A 17,219-nucleotide genomic window follows, 5' to 3' on the forward strand; every position below is an offset into this window, starting at 1 on the left:
GGTGCTCAGAACTTGACCTCCCGCGGCCGGTACGGCTCGGCCAGGAACGCCAGCTCCTTGTCCGACAGCTCCACCCCGACGGCCGCCACGGCGTCGTCCACGTGGCCGTCCTTGGTGGCCCCGACGATCGGCGCGGTGACGCCCGGCTGGTGCAGCAGCCAGGCCAGGGCGATCTGGGCCGGCGGCAGCTCCCGCTCGGCGGCGAGCTGGGCGACCCGGTCGAGGATGCGCCGGTCGTTGTCGGGGTCGTACAGGAAGTCGATGCGCGCGTCGGAGCCGGTCCTGGCGGTCGCGGAGGCCGCCGGGCCGGCCGCGCCCGCCCTGGCCAGCACGCCGCGCGCGAGCGGGCTCCACGGGATCACGCCCACGCCCTGGTCGGCGCAGAGGGGCAGCATCTCGCGCTCCTCCTCGCGGTAGAGCAGGTTATAGCTCTGCATTTCATGCAAGATGTTGCCCATGAGCCAGACAGCACCCCCCATCCCTGTCGTCTCCTACGCTCGCATCTCGGCCGACTGCAAGGGCGACGAACACGGGGTACGGGACCAGCACAAGGTCAACTCTGAGACCGCCGCGAGGTACGGATGGACGGTCGTCCACGAGTTCACCGACAACGACAAGTCGGCGGCGAAGGCGGACGTCGTGCGCGGCGACTTCGAGGCCATGCTGAAGGCACTGAAGGCGGGCAAGCTCCCCGACGGGAAACCGGTCTCGGGCATCGTGGTCCTCGCCGACGATCGGCTGACCCGCCGTCCGGGTGACTACGAACGCTTCGTGGAGGCGTTCACGCACCACGACGGGCGCGTGTTCGCCGACGCCCGGGGCGCCAAGAACCTGTACAGCGAGGACGTGGAGAGCATGGGCCTGTTCGGGGCCGTCATCTCCAAGATGGAGGTCCGCAAGATGCAGCGCCGTATGCGCCGCTCCCATCGGGCTCGGGCAGAGGAGGGCAGGCCGTCAGGCGGGCCACGCCCCTTCGGTTGGAAGCTCGACCGGCTGACCCTCGACAAGGACGAGGCCGATCTCCTGCGGCAGGCGGCGGCCGACTTTCTCACTGGGCGCTCCCTGCACTCGATCGTCAGGGAGTGGCAGGACAAGGGCATCAGGACCTCGCTCGGTAACGACTGGAGCGTGCGGTCCTTGAAGGTCGCGCTACTGAATCCGCGTATCTGTGGCTGGCGCGAGCTGGACGGGGAACTCGTCCGGGACGCGAGCGGCGAACCCGTGCAAGGCCAGTGGGCTCCGATCATCACCGGCGACGAGTGGAAGGCGATCCGGGCTGTGTTCGGGGCACGCAAGGGGCACTTCATCGGGAGGGACGGGAAGATCGGCAAGCGGCATCCCAGCGACTACCGGGACCCGACCTATCTCCTGTCGGGCATCCTGCGCTGTGGCAACACGCTGCCGGACGGCAACCTCTGCAACACGCCCTTGAGGGTCAACAGGGGCAAGGACGCACCTCACCACGTATACACGTGCCTGAGCAAGGCCGAGGGAGGTTGCGGGGGCGTCTCCAGGCGCGGCGACCTGGTGGACCTCTTCGTCTCCGAGGCGGTCCTGGCGACGCTCGAAGAGGGCGCGCTGGTCGACGCGTCGGACAGTGGGGAGTGGGACAAGGAGGAACTGCTCCAGGACTCCATCAGCCGCCTGGACGAGCTGACCAGGCAGTGGCAGGCGAAGGCGATCGGTAACGAGCTGTTCTTCTCGCTCGCGCCCGGCTTGGAAAAGGAGATCGCCGACTATCGCACGGAGAAGACCAAGCACGACGCGTCCGCCCAGCTCCGGCAGGCACGAAAGGCGACCGACGTCGAGAAGATCCGGAAGCGGTGGTACCGGCTTGAGGACGAGGGCGGTCTGCCGATCTCGACGAAACGCACGTACATTCGCGAGGCGCTGCACGCTGTGATCATGTACCCCGCCGGCAAGGGAAACAAGAAGTTCGATCCGGACAAGCTCGACCCTATTTGGCGGGAAAACTGATTTGGGACGTCCGAGACGTTTCTGTTCGCGAATGGGGACCGTCCTTACTTTCAGGCTACGGCCCCTTTCTTTTGTAGAGGAATGGCTGCACATGGCTGGACGTCTGTGGACTCTGGCGGACTCCATCGGACGTCTTGTGACATATCCTTGCGTTCCCGTGTGGAACCGCTGGCCTGCATGAAGTCGTTGTACGAGTGGTACTACTGGTGCCACAGACGGTCACCGAACACGGCCGACGGCAGGGACGGCGAGGACCGGAACGCGACCAGCGCAGGCATGACAAAGCGGGCAATCCGCATAGTGCCGTCCGGTATATAAGAAGTCGCGCAAAAACAGAAAACACTCCAATAACTCTCGCTCTTACCTGAACCGTGCTCGTGGGCGGTGGCTTCCCTCCGAGGAGAGGAGTCCCCCTGACACCTTTGTTCGCACAAGCCCAGGAGTGGGGCAAGCGCAAGGCCGCCGAGTCTCCCCGGTGGCATCCCGACAAGTGGCGGCGCGTTGCCGCCGTATTCCATCTGGAGTTCGCCGAGGACGCGGCCGTGCCTCATGTGACAGGGAGAGACGCCGCGTGAGTGACCTCCCCTCCCTGTCATCTGACATGCTGGCCGCCGTCCAACGTGCGGCCATGCCCGACTTCGCCCGCTGGCAACGCATGGTCTACGCCACGGGCGGTTGTGCCCAACCGATCCGGCTGCACGGCGAGAGATACACCCTGGACAGCCGGACGGGTGAGGTGCTCGACGTGTACCGGACCACCGACGAGCCCACCGGTTTCCTGCTCACCGCGTGCGGAAACCGGCGCGTGTCCAGATGTCCGGCCTGTTCGGCGGTCTACAAGGACGACACGTACCACCTGATCATCACCGGCCTGCGTGGCGGCAAAGGTGTCCCTGAGGAGGTCGGCCTTCATCCCCGCGCGTTCGTCACCTTCACTGCGCCGTCCTTCGGTGCGGTCCATGCCCACCGCCAGAAGGCCGGCCGTACTCTGCCCTGTCGTCCACGACGGGACCGCCCTGTCTGCGCGCACGGACGACCGGAAGGTTGCGGGGTGCGGCATGAGCGCGACGATTCCCAGGTCGGGCAGCCGTTGTGCGTGGACTGCTACGACTATGTCGGAGCCGTTCTCTGGAACGCGCACGCGGGAGCACTCTGGCGGGAGTTCACCAGAACCATGCCGAGCGTCCTCGCCCGCCTGCTCGGCCTCACCCGGAAGGAACTGCGCCGGACGGCCCGCCTCTCCTACGCCAAGGTCGGCGCGAGTACCAGGCGCGCGGCCTGGTCCACTTCCATGCGGTGGTCAGACTTGACGGACCGGACGGCCCCGCCGACCCGCGTCGTGATCTCCAGCATGGAGCACAGTCCGATGACGACACGGGTGTTCGGATCGCTGATGGCCTGTCGCACGGGCGTAGTGATTTGCGTCATGCGTGACGGCCGCTTCGCCCTCGTCCGACTCGACGGGCCGAAGCCTGATCTGCCGCAGGGGACAAGACGCTGGATGATCCACTGGGATGACCTCACCGAGCTTTCGCGGCCGTACGGCGAGTCAGGGACCAGGAAACGGGACCTGGAAGGGCGATCGCATCATCCAGGTGTGCCCTAATCGCCTTAGAGGGCGCTCCATAACACGCCCGATGCTCTCTGTAAAGTAAGGTGCGGCCCTCCAGGTAGATGCACCTTACTTACCCCTTGCGGTTCCTTGCGAGAAATGTCGGAGACGCCACTTACCCTCGCACCATGGTTTCCGTCCGGTCCCACTTGCGGCGTCTCAGGAGCGGCAAGATCGTTCGGGTTAGAGCCCACACGCGACGCGGTTCCGCCGCTGCCGCTCCCGCACCTGCCGTCGGTTCCGACGCCGGCTGGTCTGGTGTGCTCTCACTGGTGCTGCTGTTGCTTGTCCTCGGGCTGCTGTCCGGCGGAGTCGCGGCCTTTCTGAACTCTTCGCCGGTCGCCTCCGAGACGAGCAAGAAGTCGCAGTCGGCAACCCCCAGGCCGTCCAAGCTCCCAGTGGGTCCTGAAGGAAGGCTGGCCGCGCAGCTTCGTGACGCGCGCGAGAAAATCGGCCTTTCGCAGAATGAGGCCGGCGCCCAGGCGGGGATCGCTCAAGCGACGATCAACGACTTCGAGCGTGCGCTGGCCGTTCCGAGCGCCCAAAGCCTGGAGGCGCTTTCCTCCGTCTACAAGCTCTCGTTCGACGAGTGGACGAGGCTTGAGATCACCCGCTCAGAGATTCGCTAGCAGATCGACAGGTGGTGCGGTGGGCCAGGGCTGAGGAACGAAGTCCTGGACCGTCGATCGCCCCCCGGCCCGGACCGCAGCTCAGCCCGGTTCTGGCGATCGTGAGGGCGGTCCGAAGTGGGGCGTCTCGGCCCTTACGCCTGACTGCGGGCGGCTTGGCCGCTCCCGCCGGGACCGGCCCCCAGGCCGCACGCCCGGCGGGGAGGGCGGCCGTCCTGCCGCCCGCGCGGCGGCGCGCAGCGCCGACGCCTTGACTCTGTAGAGAAAGTTGTCGCCGTCGAGGCCCTTGCCGATCAGGAATGGACTCACGCGCTCGGCTCTGTAGCGGCAAAGGTGCAGCTCAAACGGTTGACGAAGCTTGATCAAGCAGCTAGAGCGAGCCTGCTCCTCATGCTGCATGAAGTGAAGTGCTTGTTGTAGTGGTTCTGCATCGAGACAAACCGCGTCCAGCCGTTGGCCTCGGCGCCGTGCTGGGCCTTGGCGAACTGCCAGGCCCACATCGTGGACGCGCCGATGTAGCGGGCCCGCCCCGACCTGACCACCTCGTGCAGCGCCTCCATGGTCTCCTCGATGGGCGTCTCGTCGTCCCACCGGTGGATCTGGTACAGGTCCACGTAGTCGGTGCCGAGCCGGGCGAGCGAGGCGTCGACGGCCGCGAGGATGTGCTTGCGCGACAGGCCGCCGTCGTTGGCGCCCCGGCCCATCGGGAAGTAGACCTTGGTGGCCAGCACGTAGTCCTCGCGGCGGGGGAAGATCCGGCGCAGCACGGCGCCGGTGACGACCTCGCTCTGGCCGCGGCTGTAGATGTCGGCGGCGTCGAAGAACGTCACGCCCGCGTCGGCGGCCCGCCGGATGATCGGTTCGGCCTGTTCCTCCGGCAATGCCCATTCCTGCCGGGCCGGATCGCCGTAGCTCATCATCCCCAAACAGATGCGAGAAACTTTCATACCCGTGGTGCCAAGTCGCATGTAATCCATACCGACACCCTATGACTGATATGAACTGCCTAACCCCTTGTGGGGTGGGAAGTCAGCGTGTCCGGAAGCGGCCTCGGTCTTTACACAAGGTCGCCGTGTCAGGTCGATTAGAGGAACGAGGGAGCGGTGAGCGCACTCGCCACGCGTACTGTCCCGTCACGTCAACCGCATGCGGGGGGTGAGGTGGACGCCACACGCCGTGGCCCGGCGCCCCGATTACGTTCCAGGGCGCACGTCCTGACGTCCCCCGGCTGGGCCGGCGGGCTCGGCCTGGCGGCCGGGGGCGTCGGGCTGGTGATCCCGGTGCAGGCCGGGCTGGCCGGGTCGGGGCTGGTGGTCGAGGGGTCGGTGGCGCTGGCCGTCCTGCTCACGCTGCACGTCAGGTTCGTCCTGGAGGAGCCCGTGCGCCGCGCCGGCTCGTGGTGGCTGGTGGCCGTCCAGGCGTGGCTGACGTACGTGCCGCTCGCGGTGCTCGGGCCGGCCTGGACGCCGGTGTGCGGGCTGCTGGCCGGCGCGCTGCTCGTGGTCGCGTCCCGGATCAGGTCGGTCGTGCTGGTGGTGCTGGCGCTGGCGTGCGGGCCGGTGCTGCTGGCCGCGCCGGGCTCCTGGCGGGTCGAGCCGGTGTGGGCGCTGGTCACCCCCTTGATCGGCGTGGTGGAGTTCGCGCTGCTGAGCCTGCTGGCCCGGGTGCGCCGGCTGTCGGGGGCCCGTACCGACGTCATGCGCCAGGCCGTGACGCTGGAACGCCGCCGCTTCACCCGCGACCTGCACGACCTGGTCGGGCACCGGCTGACCGTCCTGACGCTGAAGGCGCAGCTCATCCAGCGCCTGGTGGCCGAGGGCGACGAGAAGGCCCGGCAGGAGGTGGGGGAGACGCTCGAACTGCTGCGCGACCTGTCGGCCGACGTCCGGGCCGTCGCGCACGGCCGGCTGCGCAGCTCCTCCCTGGCGGCCGAGCTGGGCTCGGCGCGGGCGCTGCTGGAGTCGGCGCGGGTGCGCTGCCAGATCAGGGTGGCCTGCCGTGACCTGCACCCCGACGTGGAGGAGGCCCTCACCCACGTGCTGCGCGAGGGGGTGACGAACGTGCTGCGGCACGCCGAGGCCGGGCAGTGCTGGATCCAGCTCATGGAACGCGACAATGTGGTCCGCCTGACCATCAGGAACGACGGCGTACGCCCGCCGCGCCGGCCGGGAGACGCCGGTCAGGGCCTGCTCAACCTGGCCGAACGCGTCTCGGCGCTGGGCGGCTGGCTGGAGGCGTCCACGTCGCGCAGCGGGGAATTCTCGTTCAGCGTTTATGCCCCGCGCAGATAATTACCATTTGTGAAAAACGCATCAATGCACATTTCATAGCCATATATGGCGCATGTTGCGTGTTACTAGTCCGACCCGGCGCGGGTGCGGCAAGCTTCAAGCACACCGCCTCGGAGGGCCGCGCCAAATGGACAAGTACGAGCTCTACTGCCTTGTGGACCAGTGTTTCTACGACACTCCCGACCACAGCACGGCGGCGGACGTCGACTTCGCCCACCTGCGCCGGCCCGTCCCCGACGGCTGGGCCCACGACCTCAGCGACACCTGGGCGTACTACATGCCCACCGGCGAGGCGCCCCTGCCGGCCCAGGGCTGGAAGATCCACGTGTCGGCCCGCGTCGAGGACGCCGAGAAGGTCGTCGACACCGTGTGGGACTACTGCGTGCCCCGCGGGGTCGCCTTCAAGTTCCTGCGCGGCCCGGCGGTGCTGGTCATGGTCAACTCCAAGGCCGCCTCCCGGGCCTCCAGCGGCAAGCTGGTCACCATCTACCCCCGGGACGAGGGGCAGCTCGAACTCGTGCTCAAGGAGCTCGACGAGCTGCTGCGCGGCGTCGAGGGGCCGTACATCCTGAGCGACCTGCGCTACGGCGACGGGCCGATGTTCGTCCGGTACGGCGGGTTCGCCGAGCGGCACTGCCTGTCCCCGTCCGGGGAGCGGGTGCTGGCCCTGGAGGACGGCGACGGCAAGCTGATCCCCGACGTGCGCGGCGCGACGTTCTCGGTGCCGCCCTGGACGACGCTGCCCGAGTTCCTCGAACCCCACCTGGCCGCGCGCAACGCGGTGACCATGGAAGGGCTGCCGTACCGGATCGAGAGCGTGCTGCACTTCTCCAACGGCGGCGGCGTCTACCTGGCCCGCGACACCCGCACCGACGAGCGGATGGTGCTCAAGGAGGGCAGGCCGCACGCCGGCCTCGACGTGGCCGGCCGGGACGCGGTCGCCAGGCTCGAACACGAGCGCGACATGCTGCGCCGCCTGGCCGGCCTGCCCGCCGCCCCCGAGCTGCGCGACTACTTCACCATCGGCGGCCACCACTTCCTCGTCCAGGAGTTCGTGGACGGCACCCCGCTCCAGCGGCGGCTGGTGCGCCGCTTCCCGCTGACCCGGGCCACCTGCGACGAGCAGGACCTCGCCGACTACACCGCCTGGGCCACCACGACCCTGGAGAGCGTCGAGGAGGCCGTCGAGTCGCTGCACGGACGCGGCGTCGTCTTCGGCGACCTGCACCCCGACAACATCCTGCTCACCGAGGACGGCCGGGTCGTGCTCATCGACTACGAGGTCGCCACCCTCGCCGCGGACCGGGCCAGGGCCGCGCTGGCGCATCCCGCCTTCGCCGCCCCCCGCGACCGCCACGGCGTCGAGGTCGACCGGTACGCGCTGGCCTGCCTGCGCTTCGCCCTGTTCGCCCCGCAGTGCACGATCATGCTGCCGATCCACCGGCCGAAGATCCTCCAGCTCGCGCGGATCGTCAAGGAGACCTTCCCCGTCCCCGGTGCCTTCATGGACACCGCCGCCGCGACCATCGCGGGTGACCAGGCCGTGGAGACCCCCGTGCCGATGCCGGGGACGGCCACCTGGGCCGAGCTGCGGGAGGCGATGTGCCGGGCCATCCGGGCCAGCGCGACCCCCGAGCGCGACGACCGCCTCTTCCCCGGCGACGTCGCCCAGTTCAAGCCCGGCGGCGGCCTCAACGTGGCGACCGGCGCGGCCGGCGTGCTGCTCGCCCTGTCGGCCACCGGCCTCGGGCCCTTCCCCGAGTACGAGACCTGGCTGCGCGAGCGCGCCCTGCGCCCCGCCGCCGGCTCCGGCATCGGCCTGTACGACGGCCTGCACGGCATCGCCCACGTCCTCGACCGGCTCGGACACCGCCAGGACGCGCTCGACGTCGTCGACATCGCCCTGCGCGAGCAGTGGGACCGCCTGGAGACGGCCCTGTTCTCCGGCCTGCCCGGCATCGGGCTGAACCTCCTGCGCCTCGGCCGGACCGAGCCCGCCCTGACCGGGCACGCCATGCGCGCGGTGGACATCTGCGCCGACCGCCTCGGCGGCCCCGAGGACGTGCCCGAGATCAGCGGCGGCAGCAACCCCAGAGCCGGCCTGATGTACGGCTCGTCCGGCTCCGCCCTGCTCTTCCTGCACGCCTACGAGCACACCGGCGACCGGGCGCTGCTCGACCTGGCCGAGATCGCGCTCAGGCAGGACCTGCGGCGCTGCCGGGCCTCGGAGGACGGCTCGCTCCAGGTGAACCAGGGCTGGCGGATGCTGCCCTACCTGGACGAGGGCTCCGTGGGCATCGCCATGGTGCTCGGACGTTTTCTCGCGCACCGCGACGACGACGAACTCGCCGCCGAGCTCGACCGGCTCAAGCTGGTCGCCCGCTCCGGGTTCTTCGTCCAGCCGGGTCTGTTCACCGGCCGCGCGGGCATCATCGCGGCACTCGCCGGAGATCCGGTGGCCCGCGAGCTGATCAAGGGGTTGACCTGGCACGCCATGCCCTACGGCGGCGGCCTGGCCTTCCCCGGCGACGGGCTGCTGCGCCTGTCCATGGATTTCGCGACCGGTACGGCCGGCGTGCTGTTCGCCCTCGGGGCGGTGCTGGGAGACCAGCCGGCACGCCTGCCGTTCCTGGAGGCCGCACCAGAGCGGCCTGCGCACGATCAACCGCGGAAGGAGGTGTAAAGAACATGGTTCTTCTCGACCTGCAGGGTCTGGAGGCTCCCGCGGCCAGCGACGTGGCCAGCGGCGGCAGCTCGCTCACTGCTCTCACGTGTCACTCGGGTCACCCGAGCAACCTCAGTGTCGCTCTCTGCCACTGATAGCTGACAGGGTCCCCGCGCCGTTTCGTGGTGGCGCGGGGACCTCCCGAGTCCGAAGGAGGCCGGCAGGTGGGACCGGGAGACCGCCTGGTGACGGACGCCGTACGGCGCTGCGGCCCGTGGCCCGCCGTGCTGGCGCTCACCGCCGTCGCCGGCGCGGCCGGTGAGCTGGCCGTCCCGTTCCTCGTCGGCCGCACGCTCGACCTGCTCCTCGCCCGCTCGCCGGCGGCCGCCGCCGCCCTGGCGCTGTGCGCGGGCGTGGTCGCCGTGGTGGTGCTCTGCGAGAGCCTCGGCGGCTGGGCCAGAGGGGCGAGCAGCGCGTACGCGGCCGCCCGGCTGCGGCTCGGCGTGCTGCGGCACGTGCTCGGCGTCGGCCGGGCCGCCACCCGGCGCTTCCCCGAGGGCGACCTCGTCACCCGGGCCGGGCTGAACGCCGAGGAGGCCGGACGGGCCCCCGAGACGGTCACCGGCGCCCTGGCCCTGCTGGTGCCGACCGCCGGCGCGCTGGTCGCGCTCACCCTCATCCATCCGCTGCTGACCCTCACGCTCGGGGCCGGCATCGTCCTCATCGTGTTCGTCCTGCGCGCCTTCCTGCGCGCCACGACCGTCATCTCCGGCGGCTACCAGGAGGTCCAGGGCGAGATCGCGGCCCGCCTCGTGGACGCCCTCGACGGCGCCCGCACCATCGCCGCCGCCGGGACCGCCGGCCAGGAGGCCCGGCGGGTGCTGGCGCCCCTGCCCCGGCTGCGCGCGCACGGCATGGCCCTGTGGCGGGCGAACGCCTCCGCCGGGGTCCGGTCGGGGCTGATGATCCCGCTGCTGGAGGTCGCCGTGCTGGCCGCCGGGGGGTTCATGCTGGCCGCCGGGCGGCTCACCGTCGGCGACCTGTACGCCGCCGCCCGCTACGCCGCCCTCGGCGCCGCGCTCAGCACCTCGCTCGGTTACGTCGGCGGCCTGGCCAGGGCACGGGCCGCCGCCGCCCGCGTCGCCGACGTCCTCACCCTGCCCCCGGTCCGCCACGGCGCCCGCGCGCTGCCGCCCGGCCCCGGCACGGTCGAGTTCCGCGACGTCGCCGCCGACGGGCTCACCGTGGGCGACCTGACGATCCCCGGCGGCACCGTCACCGCCGTGGTGGGACGGTCGGGCTCGGGCAAGTCCCTGCTGGCCGCTCTCGCCGGCCGCCTGACCGACCCGGAACGCGGGGACGTGCTGCTCGACGGCGTCCCGTTACGGGAGCTGACCCGCGACGGCCTGCGCTCGGCCATCGGCTACGCCTTCGAGCGGCCGGTCCTGGTCGGCGAGACCGTCGGCGAGGCCATCAGCGCCGTCCCCGGCTCCCAGGCGGGACGGGAGGCCGCCATGGCGGCGCGCGCCGACGGGTTCGTCCGCCGGCTGCCCGCCGGTTACGACACGCCGCTGGCCGAGACCCCCATGTCCGGCGGCGAGCGGCAGCGGCTCGGCCTGGCCAGGGCGTTCGCGCGGGGGGATCGGCTGCTGGTGCTCGACGACGCCACCTCCAGCCTGGACACCGTCACCGAACGCGAGGTCAGCCGGGCGCTCACCGGCGACCCCAGGGGCCGCACCCGCCTGATCACCGCCCACCGCCTGGCCACCGCCGCCCGCGCCGACCAGGTCGTCTGGCTGGAGGAGGGCCGGGTGCGCGCCGCCGGCCCGCACGAGGTGCTGTGGCGCGACCCCGCCTACCGGGCCGTCTTCCAGGAGGCCCGCCCATGACCCCCGCGCGCCAGGCCACCGTCCGGCCCATGACCCCCGCGCGCCAGGCCACCGTCCGGCCCATGACCCCCGCGCGCCCGGCCACCGTCCGGGAGGCCCGCCCATGACCTCCGCCCCTGGCGTCCCCGCGGCTCCCGGCGCCTCCGGCGTCCCCGCGGTCCCCGACGCGCCGGCCGGGTTCCGGCGGGCGCTCGTCCGCGACCCGCGGCGGCTGGTCGCCATCCTGCTCTGGTCGGTGCTGGAGGCCGCGCCCGCCTTCCTCGTCGGGCACGCCGTCGCCCGCGCCATCGAGGACGGCTTCGCCCGCGCCCGGCCGCTGACCGGGCTGGCCTGGCTGGCGGCGCTCGGCGTGGCGTGGCTGGTCTCGGCCGTCGGCGCCCGCCAGGTGGTGCTGGCCGTGGCCGCCGTGGCCGAGCCGTTCCGCGACGACCTGCTGACGCGGGTGGTGCAGGGAGCGCTGCGCCGCCCGCTCGACGAGCGGCCCGACAGCGCGGCCACCGCGCGGGCCGGGCTCCAGGTCGAGCTGGCCAGGGACGCCTTCGCCGCCGTCGTCACCACGGTCAGGGGGTTCGCGTTCACGCTGGTCAGCGTGGTGCTGGGGCTGCTGACGCTGGCGCCGGGCACGCTCGTGCTGGTGCTGCCGCCGTTCGCGGCCGCGCTGGCGTTCTTCCTGGCCTCGCTGCCCGCGCTGGCCCGGCGGCAGCGCGCGTTCCTGCTGGCCGACGAGGAGCTGGCCCGGTCGATGACCGCGACGGCCGCCGGGCTGCGCGACATCGAGGCGTGCGGCCTGCAGGACCGCGAGGACGAGCGGCTGTCCCGCCAGGTCGGCGCGCAGCGCGACGCCGCCCGCGCCCTGGCCAGGGTGACCTCGGTGCGCACCGCCGCGCTGGCCGTCGGCGGCTGGCTGCCCGTCGTCCTGCTGCTCGCCGGCACACCCTGGCTGCTCGACGGCGGCGCCCGGCCCGGCGTGATCGTCGGCGCGCTGGCCTACGTGACCCAGTCGCTGGCGCCCGCGCTCGGCGGGCTCGTCCAGGGGCTCGGGGTGAGCGGCGTGCGGCTCGTGGCCACGCTGCGCCGCATCGCCGCCGCCGCGCCGCCCCAGCCGCCGGCCCCGCCGAAGGTCCGTCCGTCCGGCGGCGACGTCATGCTGCGGTCGGTCACCTTCGCCTACGGCCCGCACTCGGCGCCGGTCCTGGACCGCCTCGACCTCACCGTCCCCGAGGGCGAGCACCTGGCCGTCGTCGGCCCGAGCGGGGCGGGCAAGTCCACGCTCGCCGCCCTGATCAACGGCATCCTGCGCCCCGGCGAGGGCGAGGTGCTGGTCGGCGGCGTGCCCGCCGACCGGGCCGACCCCGCCGCCCGCGTGCTCATCCCCCAGGAGGCGTACGTCTTCCGCGGCACGCTGCGCGACAACCTCGCCTACCTCGCGCCCGGGGCCGGCCGCCTGGACGAGGCCGTGGCCGCCCTGGGCGCCACGGGCCTGGTCGAGAGCCTGGGCGGGTACGACGCCACGCTGGACCCGGCGGCGCTGTCGGCCGGGCAGCGCCAGCTGATCGCCCTCGTCCGCGCCCACCTGACCCGGGCCCCGCTGGTCATCCTGGACGAGGCCACCTGTCACCTGGACCCCGCCGCCGAAGCCCTGGCCGAGAACGCCTTCGCGGCCAGGGGCGGCACGCTCATCGTGGTCGCGCACCGCCTCACCTCCGCGCTGCGCGCCCGCCGCGTCCTGCTCATGGACGGACCCCGGATCACGATCGGCACGCACGACGAGCTGATCCGGGTCTCGCCCCTGTACGCCGACCTGGCCGGCCACTGGCAACCGGAGCCCGTGTCATGACATTTGCAGACGAGTACCCGCCCGCCGAACGTCAACCGGTCACCGACCGCCTCCACGGGCGGGACGTCCCCGACCCGTACCGCTGGCTGGAGGACCCCCTCGACCCGCGGACCGGGGAATGGCTGGCCGCCCAGGACCGGCTGTGGCGGGAGGCCGCCGCGCGCCTGCCGGACCGCGAGCGTTTCCTGGCCAGGCTCACCGAGCTGAGCGTCACCGGCCTGGTCACCCCGCCCGTGTGGCGCGGCGGCCGGCGCTTCCACCTGCGGCAGACCGGCTGTCAGGAGCACCCGGTCCTGTACTGCGACGACCGGCCCTTCCTGAACCCGGCCGAGCGCGACCCCAGCGGCCTGACCACCCTGGACGACTGGCAACCCGACCCGCAGGGCCGCCTGATCGCCTACCAGATCTCCAGCAGCGGCGACGAGAAGGCCGACCTGTACGTCGAGGAGGTCGACACCGGCAAGCTCGTGGACGGCCCCATCGGCGGCTGCCGCTACTCGCCGGTCGCCTGGCTGCCCGGCGGCGAGGGCTTCTACTACGTGCGCTTCCACGAGGGTGTGCACCTGCACCGGCTCGGCGTCCCCGACGACGTCCCGGTCCTGATCGGCGGGCCGGTCTCCTACGGCGTGCAGCTCAGCGCGGACGGCCGCTGGCTGACGATCTCCGCGGGCGGCACGGCCGGCAACTCGCTCTGGCTGGCCGATCTGGCCGGCGGCGACCCGGCCCGGCCGGAGCTGCGGGTCGTCCAGGAGGGGGCGCACGTGCGCACGGCGGGCGCGGTGGCCTCCGACGGCCGCCTGTACCTGCTCACCGACCGCAACGCCCCCCGGCGCCGGCTGTGCGTGGCCGACCCGGCCGAGCCCGAGGTGTGGCGCGAGCTGGTCCCCGAGGACCCCCGGGCGGTGCTCGGCGCGTTCACCCTGCTGGACGGCGACCGCCTGCTGGTCTCCAGGACCCGCCACGCGGTCGGCGAGATCGCCGTGCACGACGCCAGGACGGGCGAGCGGCTGGGCGAGGTGCCCCTGCCCGGCAGCGGCTCGATCGCCTCGCTCAGCTCCCGGCCCGAAGGCGGCCACGAGGCCTGGTTCACCTACACCGACGCCGTCACCCCCGCCGAGATCTGGCGCTACGACGCCCGGACCGGCGCCGCCACCCTGTGGGCCGCCCCGCCCGGCCGCGTCGCGCTGCCCGACGTGAAGAGCCACCACGTCGAGTACACCTCGGCCGACGGCACCCCCGTGCGCATGGTCGTGGTCGCGCTCTCCGCCGGCTCGGGCCCCCGCCCGGCGATACTCAACGGGTACGGCGGCTTCGGCATCCCGCTCATGCCCGGCTACGCGGCCGACTCGCTGGCCTGGGTGGAGTCGGGCGGCGTGCTGGCCATCGCGAACCTGCGCGGCGGCGGCGAGGAGGGCGAGTCCTGGCACCGCGACGGCATGCTGGAGCGCAAGCAGAACGTCTTCGACGACTTCGTCGCCGCGGCCGAGAAACTGGTCGCCGACGGCTGGACGACCCCGGAGCAGCTCGGCATCTGGGGCGAGTCGAACGGCGGCCTGCTCGTCGGCGCGGCCCTCACCCAGCGCCCCGACCTGTTCGCCGCCGCCGTCTGCTCGGCGGGGCTGCTGGACATGGCCCGCTACCACCTCAGCGGCCTCGGCCCGTCCTGGACCGGCGAGTACGGCGACCCCGCCGACCCCGACCACCTGGACTGGCTGATGGCCTACTCGCCCTACCACCACGTCCGGCCGGACGCCGACTACCCGGCGACGCTGTTCACCGTCTCGGCCGCCGACACCCGGGTGGACCCGATGCACGCCCGCAAGATGTGCGCGGCCATGCAGTGGGCCCAGGGGAGCAGGGGGGCCGGTTCCCGTCCCGTCCTGCTGCGCCACGAGCGCGACGTCGGCCACGGGGCCCGCGCCGTCAGCCGGTCCATCGCGCTCGCCGCCGACGTCCTGGCCTTCCTGGCCGCCCACACCCGCGCCTGAGCCGGGCGGGGGCGGCGGCGGGAGGTCAGATCCAGCCGGACTCGCGGGCGATGCGGATGGCGTCTATGCGGCTGCGCGCGCCCAGCTTGGCCGTCGTCCGGCACAGGTAGTTCCGGACCGTTCCCTCGGCCAGGAACAGCGACGCGGCGATCTCGCCGATGGAGGCGCCGTCGGCCGCCGCGCCGATCACGTCCAGCTCGCGGGGGGTGAGCGGCGGCTCCGGCGGGCGCATGGCCGCGATGGCCAGCTCCGAGTCGATGACCCGCTCGCCGTCGGCGACCCGGCGGATGGCGTCGGCCAGCCGCTCGGGCGGCGCGTCCTTGGCCATGAACCCCCGTACGTGCACCTCCAGCGCCTGCTTCAGCAGCCCGGGGGTGCCGACGCCGGTCAGGATCAGCACGCCGCAGCCGGGCAGCTTCTCGTGCAGCTCGCCGGCCGCGGCGAGCCCGTCCATGCCGGGCAGGGCGATGTCGAGCACCGCCACGTCCGGACGGCACGACTGGGCGGCGGCCAGGATGCGGTCGCCCCGCTCGACTTCGGCGACGACCTCGATGTCCTCCTCGTAGGCCAGCAGGGCCACGAGCGCCCCTCGTACCAGGTTCATGTCCTCAGCGAGCAACGTTCGAATCACCATGGGGTCCTTGCGGTCGACCAGGCTTGCAACGTCCTGCGGGCCACTCAATCCTGACGTAAAGCCCGCACTGTGGAAAGTCCTCCTAAGTGACGGTAAAGCCGCCGCCGACAAGTGGACGCTCATTTGGGGAATGCTCAAGGCCATGAAGCCTCGAGTGAAGCCCCTGCCTCCTGCGGAATGGGACGACTTTCAGCAGGCGAACCCCCAGAACGTCTTCACGACGCTGGGCCGGCACCCCGCGCTCTACCAGGGCTGGCTGCGCTTCGGCGGCGCGCTGCTCAACGGCACGCTGCCGGCCCGCGACCGCGAGCTGGCCATCCTGCGCACCGCCTTCCACAGCGGCAGCGCCTACGAATGGGCCCATCACGCCCGCATCGCCCGCGAGGTGGGCCTGACCGACGTGGAGATCGAGTCGGTCCGCCAGCTCGACGCCCTCTGGCCCGTCGAGGACCGCCTGGTGTTACAGGTGGCCGACGACCTCCACTACGCGGGCGACCTCACCGACGCCACCTGGGCCGCCCTGTGCGACCGCTACGACGAGGTGCGCAGGATCGAGCTGGTCGTCCTGGTCGCGCACTACGCCATGCTGGCGCTGGTGCTCAGGGCGTTCCGCGTGCAGCTGGAGGAGTGAGCCCCCCTCACTCATCTGTACGCGGCCCTCACGCGCCCGCCCGGGGGAGGATCATCGTCACGCCCGGGACCGAGCCGATCGAGGCCAGCGCCTTGCCCGCGTCGGCCAGGCCGATCGTCCGGGTGACGAGCTGGTCGGGGTGCAGGATCCCGGCCCTGATCAGCTCCAGCATGGGCGGGTAGGCGTGCGCGGCCATGCCGTGGCTGCCCAGCAGCCGCAGCTCGTGGCCGATCACGCGGTCCATCGGCACCGGCGTCGCGCCGCCCGGCAGCAGGCCGACCTGGACGTGCCGCCCCCGCCTGCGCAGGCTCTCGACCGAGGCCGCGCACGTGCGGGGGCTGCCCAGCGCGTCGAGCGAGACGTGCGCGCCGCCCCTGGTCAGCTCCCTGACCTGGGCCGCCGCGTCGCCGGCCGAACCGTCGACGAAGTGCGTGGCCCCGGCCAGCTCGGCCAGTTCCAGTGCGTCGGCGCTGATGTCCACGGCCACCACCCGCGCCCCGGACGCCGCCGCGATCATCACCGCCGACAGCCCGACCCCGCCGCAGCCGTGCACCGCCACCCACTCTCCCGGACGCACCTCGCCCACCTGGACGACCGCCCGGAAAGCGGTGGCGAAGCGGCAGCCGAGCCCGGCGGCGGTGGCGTAGGCCATCTCCTCGGGGATCGGGACGAGGTTGACGTCGGCGTGGTCGACGGCGACGTACTCGGCGAAGGAGCCCCAGTGGGTGAAGCCCGGCTGGGTCTGCCGCTCGCACACCTGCTGCTCGCCCGTGGCGCAGGCCGCGCAGGTGCCGCAGGCGCAGATGAACGGCACGGTGACCCGCGCCCCCGGCAGCCAGCCCCGCACGTCGGGGCCCACGGCCTCGATCACGCCCGCCAGCTCGTGGCCGGGCACGTGGGGGAGGACCTTGATGTCGGGGTCGTGCCCCTGCCAGCCGTGCCAGTCGGAGCGGCACAGCCCGGTCGCCTCGACCCGGATCACCGCCCCGCCGGGCGCGGGGGTGGGATCGGGCAGCTCGCGCAGGTCGAGCTCCCCGCCGAAGACGTCAAAGGCAACCGCTCGCAT

General features: G+C 72.2%; 14 protein-coding genes and 1 pseudogene. 11 read left to right on the plus strand and 4 right to left on the minus strand.

All coding sequences use genetic code 11. From position 1 onward, the window contains the following. Positions 1-5: 5 nt before the first annotated feature. A complete protein-coding gene (locus AB0J76_RS19535; protein WP_352327326.1) occupies positions 6-437 on the minus strand; it encodes an aldo/keto reductase in 432 nt (143 codons plus the stop codon). 19 nt (positions 438-456) lie between these two features. On the opposite strand from AB0J76_RS19535, the gene AB0J76_RS19540 reads away from it, so the two are divergent. The 4 genes and pseudogenes from AB0J76_RS19540 (at position 457) to AB0J76_RS19555 (ending at position 4,218) form a co-directional block, all read left to right on the plus strand. Beyond that, positions 457-1,977, plus strand: coding sequence for a recombinase family protein (locus AB0J76_RS19540; RefSeq protein WP_352327327.1), 1,521 nt, complete (start codon positions 457-459; stop codon positions 1,975-1,977). Between the two features lie 655 nt (positions 1,978-2,632). Beyond that, positions 2,633-3,175, plus strand: a pseudogene (locus AB0J76_RS19545) (replication initiator); the annotation flags it as partial. Next, on the plus strand, positions 3,070-3,411 hold the full coding sequence (locus tag AB0J76_RS19550; RefSeq protein WP_352327334.1) for a replication initiator: 342 nt from the start codon (positions 3,070-3,072) through the stop codon (positions 3,409-3,411). The pseudogene AB0J76_RS19545 and the gene AB0J76_RS19550, both read left to right, overlap by 106 nt. Positions 3,412-3,861: 450 nt before the next feature. After that, positions 3,862-4,218 carry a helix-turn-helix transcriptional regulator gene (locus AB0J76_RS19555; protein WP_352327328.1) on the plus strand — a complete coding sequence of 119 codons (357 nt, stop codon included), beginning with the start codon at positions 3,862-3,864 and terminating at the stop codon, positions 4,216-4,218. A 362-nt stretch (positions 4,219-4,580) separates the two neighbouring features. Here AB0J76_RS19555 and AB0J76_RS19560 read toward each other — a convergent pair whose 3' ends face one another. Beyond that, a complete protein-coding gene (locus AB0J76_RS19560; RefSeq protein WP_352327329.1) occupies positions 4,581-5,195 on the minus strand; it encodes an aldo/keto reductase in 615 nt (204 codons plus the stop codon). A 183-nt stretch (positions 5,196-5,378) separates the two neighbouring features. Here AB0J76_RS19560 and AB0J76_RS19565 point away from each other — a divergent pair, with 183 nt between their 5' ends. The 6 genes from AB0J76_RS19565 (at position 5,379) to AB0J76_RS19590 (ending at position 14,888) form a co-directional block, all read left to right on the plus strand. Continuing rightward, entirely contained in the window at positions 5,379-6,509 is a 1,131-nt protein-coding gene (locus AB0J76_RS19565; protein ID WP_352327330.1) for a histidine kinase, read from the plus strand. Positions 6,510-6,636: 127 nt separating this feature from the next. After that, positions 6,637-9,192 carry a class III lanthionine synthetase LanKC gene (lanKC, locus tag AB0J76_RS19570; protein WP_352327331.1) on the plus strand — a complete coding sequence of 852 codons (2,556 nt, stop codon included), beginning with the start codon at positions 6,637-6,639 and terminating at the stop codon, positions 9,190-9,192. A gap of 5 nt (positions 9,193-9,197) precedes the next feature. Then, on the plus strand, positions 9,198-9,329 hold the full coding sequence (locus AB0J76_RS19575) for a SapB/AmfS family lanthipeptide (protein WP_352327332.1): 132 nt from the start codon (positions 9,198-9,200) through the stop codon (positions 9,327-9,329). 69 nt (positions 9,330-9,398) lie between these two features. After that, positions 9,399-11,063 (plus strand): ABC transporter ATP-binding protein, encoded by a 1,665-nt coding sequence (locus AB0J76_RS19580; RefSeq protein ID WP_364390040.1) that lies wholly within the window; start codon positions 9,399-9,401, stop codon positions 11,061-11,063. A 103-nt stretch (positions 11,064-11,166) separates the two neighbouring features. Then, positions 11,167-12,900, plus strand: a complete 1,734-nt coding sequence (locus AB0J76_RS19585; protein ID WP_352324215.1) for an ABC transporter ATP-binding protein — start codon at positions 11,167-11,169, stop codon at positions 12,898-12,900. After that, on the plus strand, positions 12,897-14,888 hold the full coding sequence (locus AB0J76_RS19590) for a prolyl oligopeptidase family serine peptidase (protein WP_352324216.1): 1,992 nt from the start codon (positions 12,897-12,899) through the stop codon (positions 14,886-14,888). The genes AB0J76_RS19585 and AB0J76_RS19590 overlap by 4 nt, the downstream gene beginning before the upstream one ends. Before the next feature lie 25 nt (positions 14,889-14,913). Here the strand turns inward: AB0J76_RS19590 and AB0J76_RS19595 are convergent, their stop codons facing one another. Further along, positions 14,914-15,522 (minus strand): response regulator transcription factor, encoded by a 609-nt coding sequence (locus tag AB0J76_RS19595; protein ID WP_352324217.1) that lies wholly within the window; start codon positions 15,520-15,522, stop codon positions 14,914-14,916. Between the two features lie 142 nt (positions 15,523-15,664). Here AB0J76_RS19595 and AB0J76_RS19600 point away from each other — a divergent pair, with 142 nt between their 5' ends. Further along, positions 15,665-16,153, plus strand: coding sequence for a carboxymuconolactone decarboxylase family protein (locus tag AB0J76_RS19600; RefSeq protein ID WP_352324218.1), 489 nt, complete (start codon positions 15,665-15,667; stop codon positions 16,151-16,153). A 28-nt stretch (positions 16,154-16,181) separates the two neighbouring features. Here AB0J76_RS19600 and AB0J76_RS19605 read toward each other — a convergent pair whose 3' ends face one another. Beyond that, a complete protein-coding gene (locus AB0J76_RS19605; RefSeq protein WP_352324219.1) occupies positions 16,182-17,219 on the minus strand; it encodes a zinc-dependent alcohol dehydrogenase family protein in 1,038 nt (345 codons plus the stop codon).

The sequence above is a fragment of the Nonomuraea sp. NPDC049624 genome (genome assembly GCF_040675255.1).
Lineage (GTDB): Bacteria > Actinomycetota > Actinomycetes > Streptosporangiales > Streptosporangiaceae > Nonomuraea.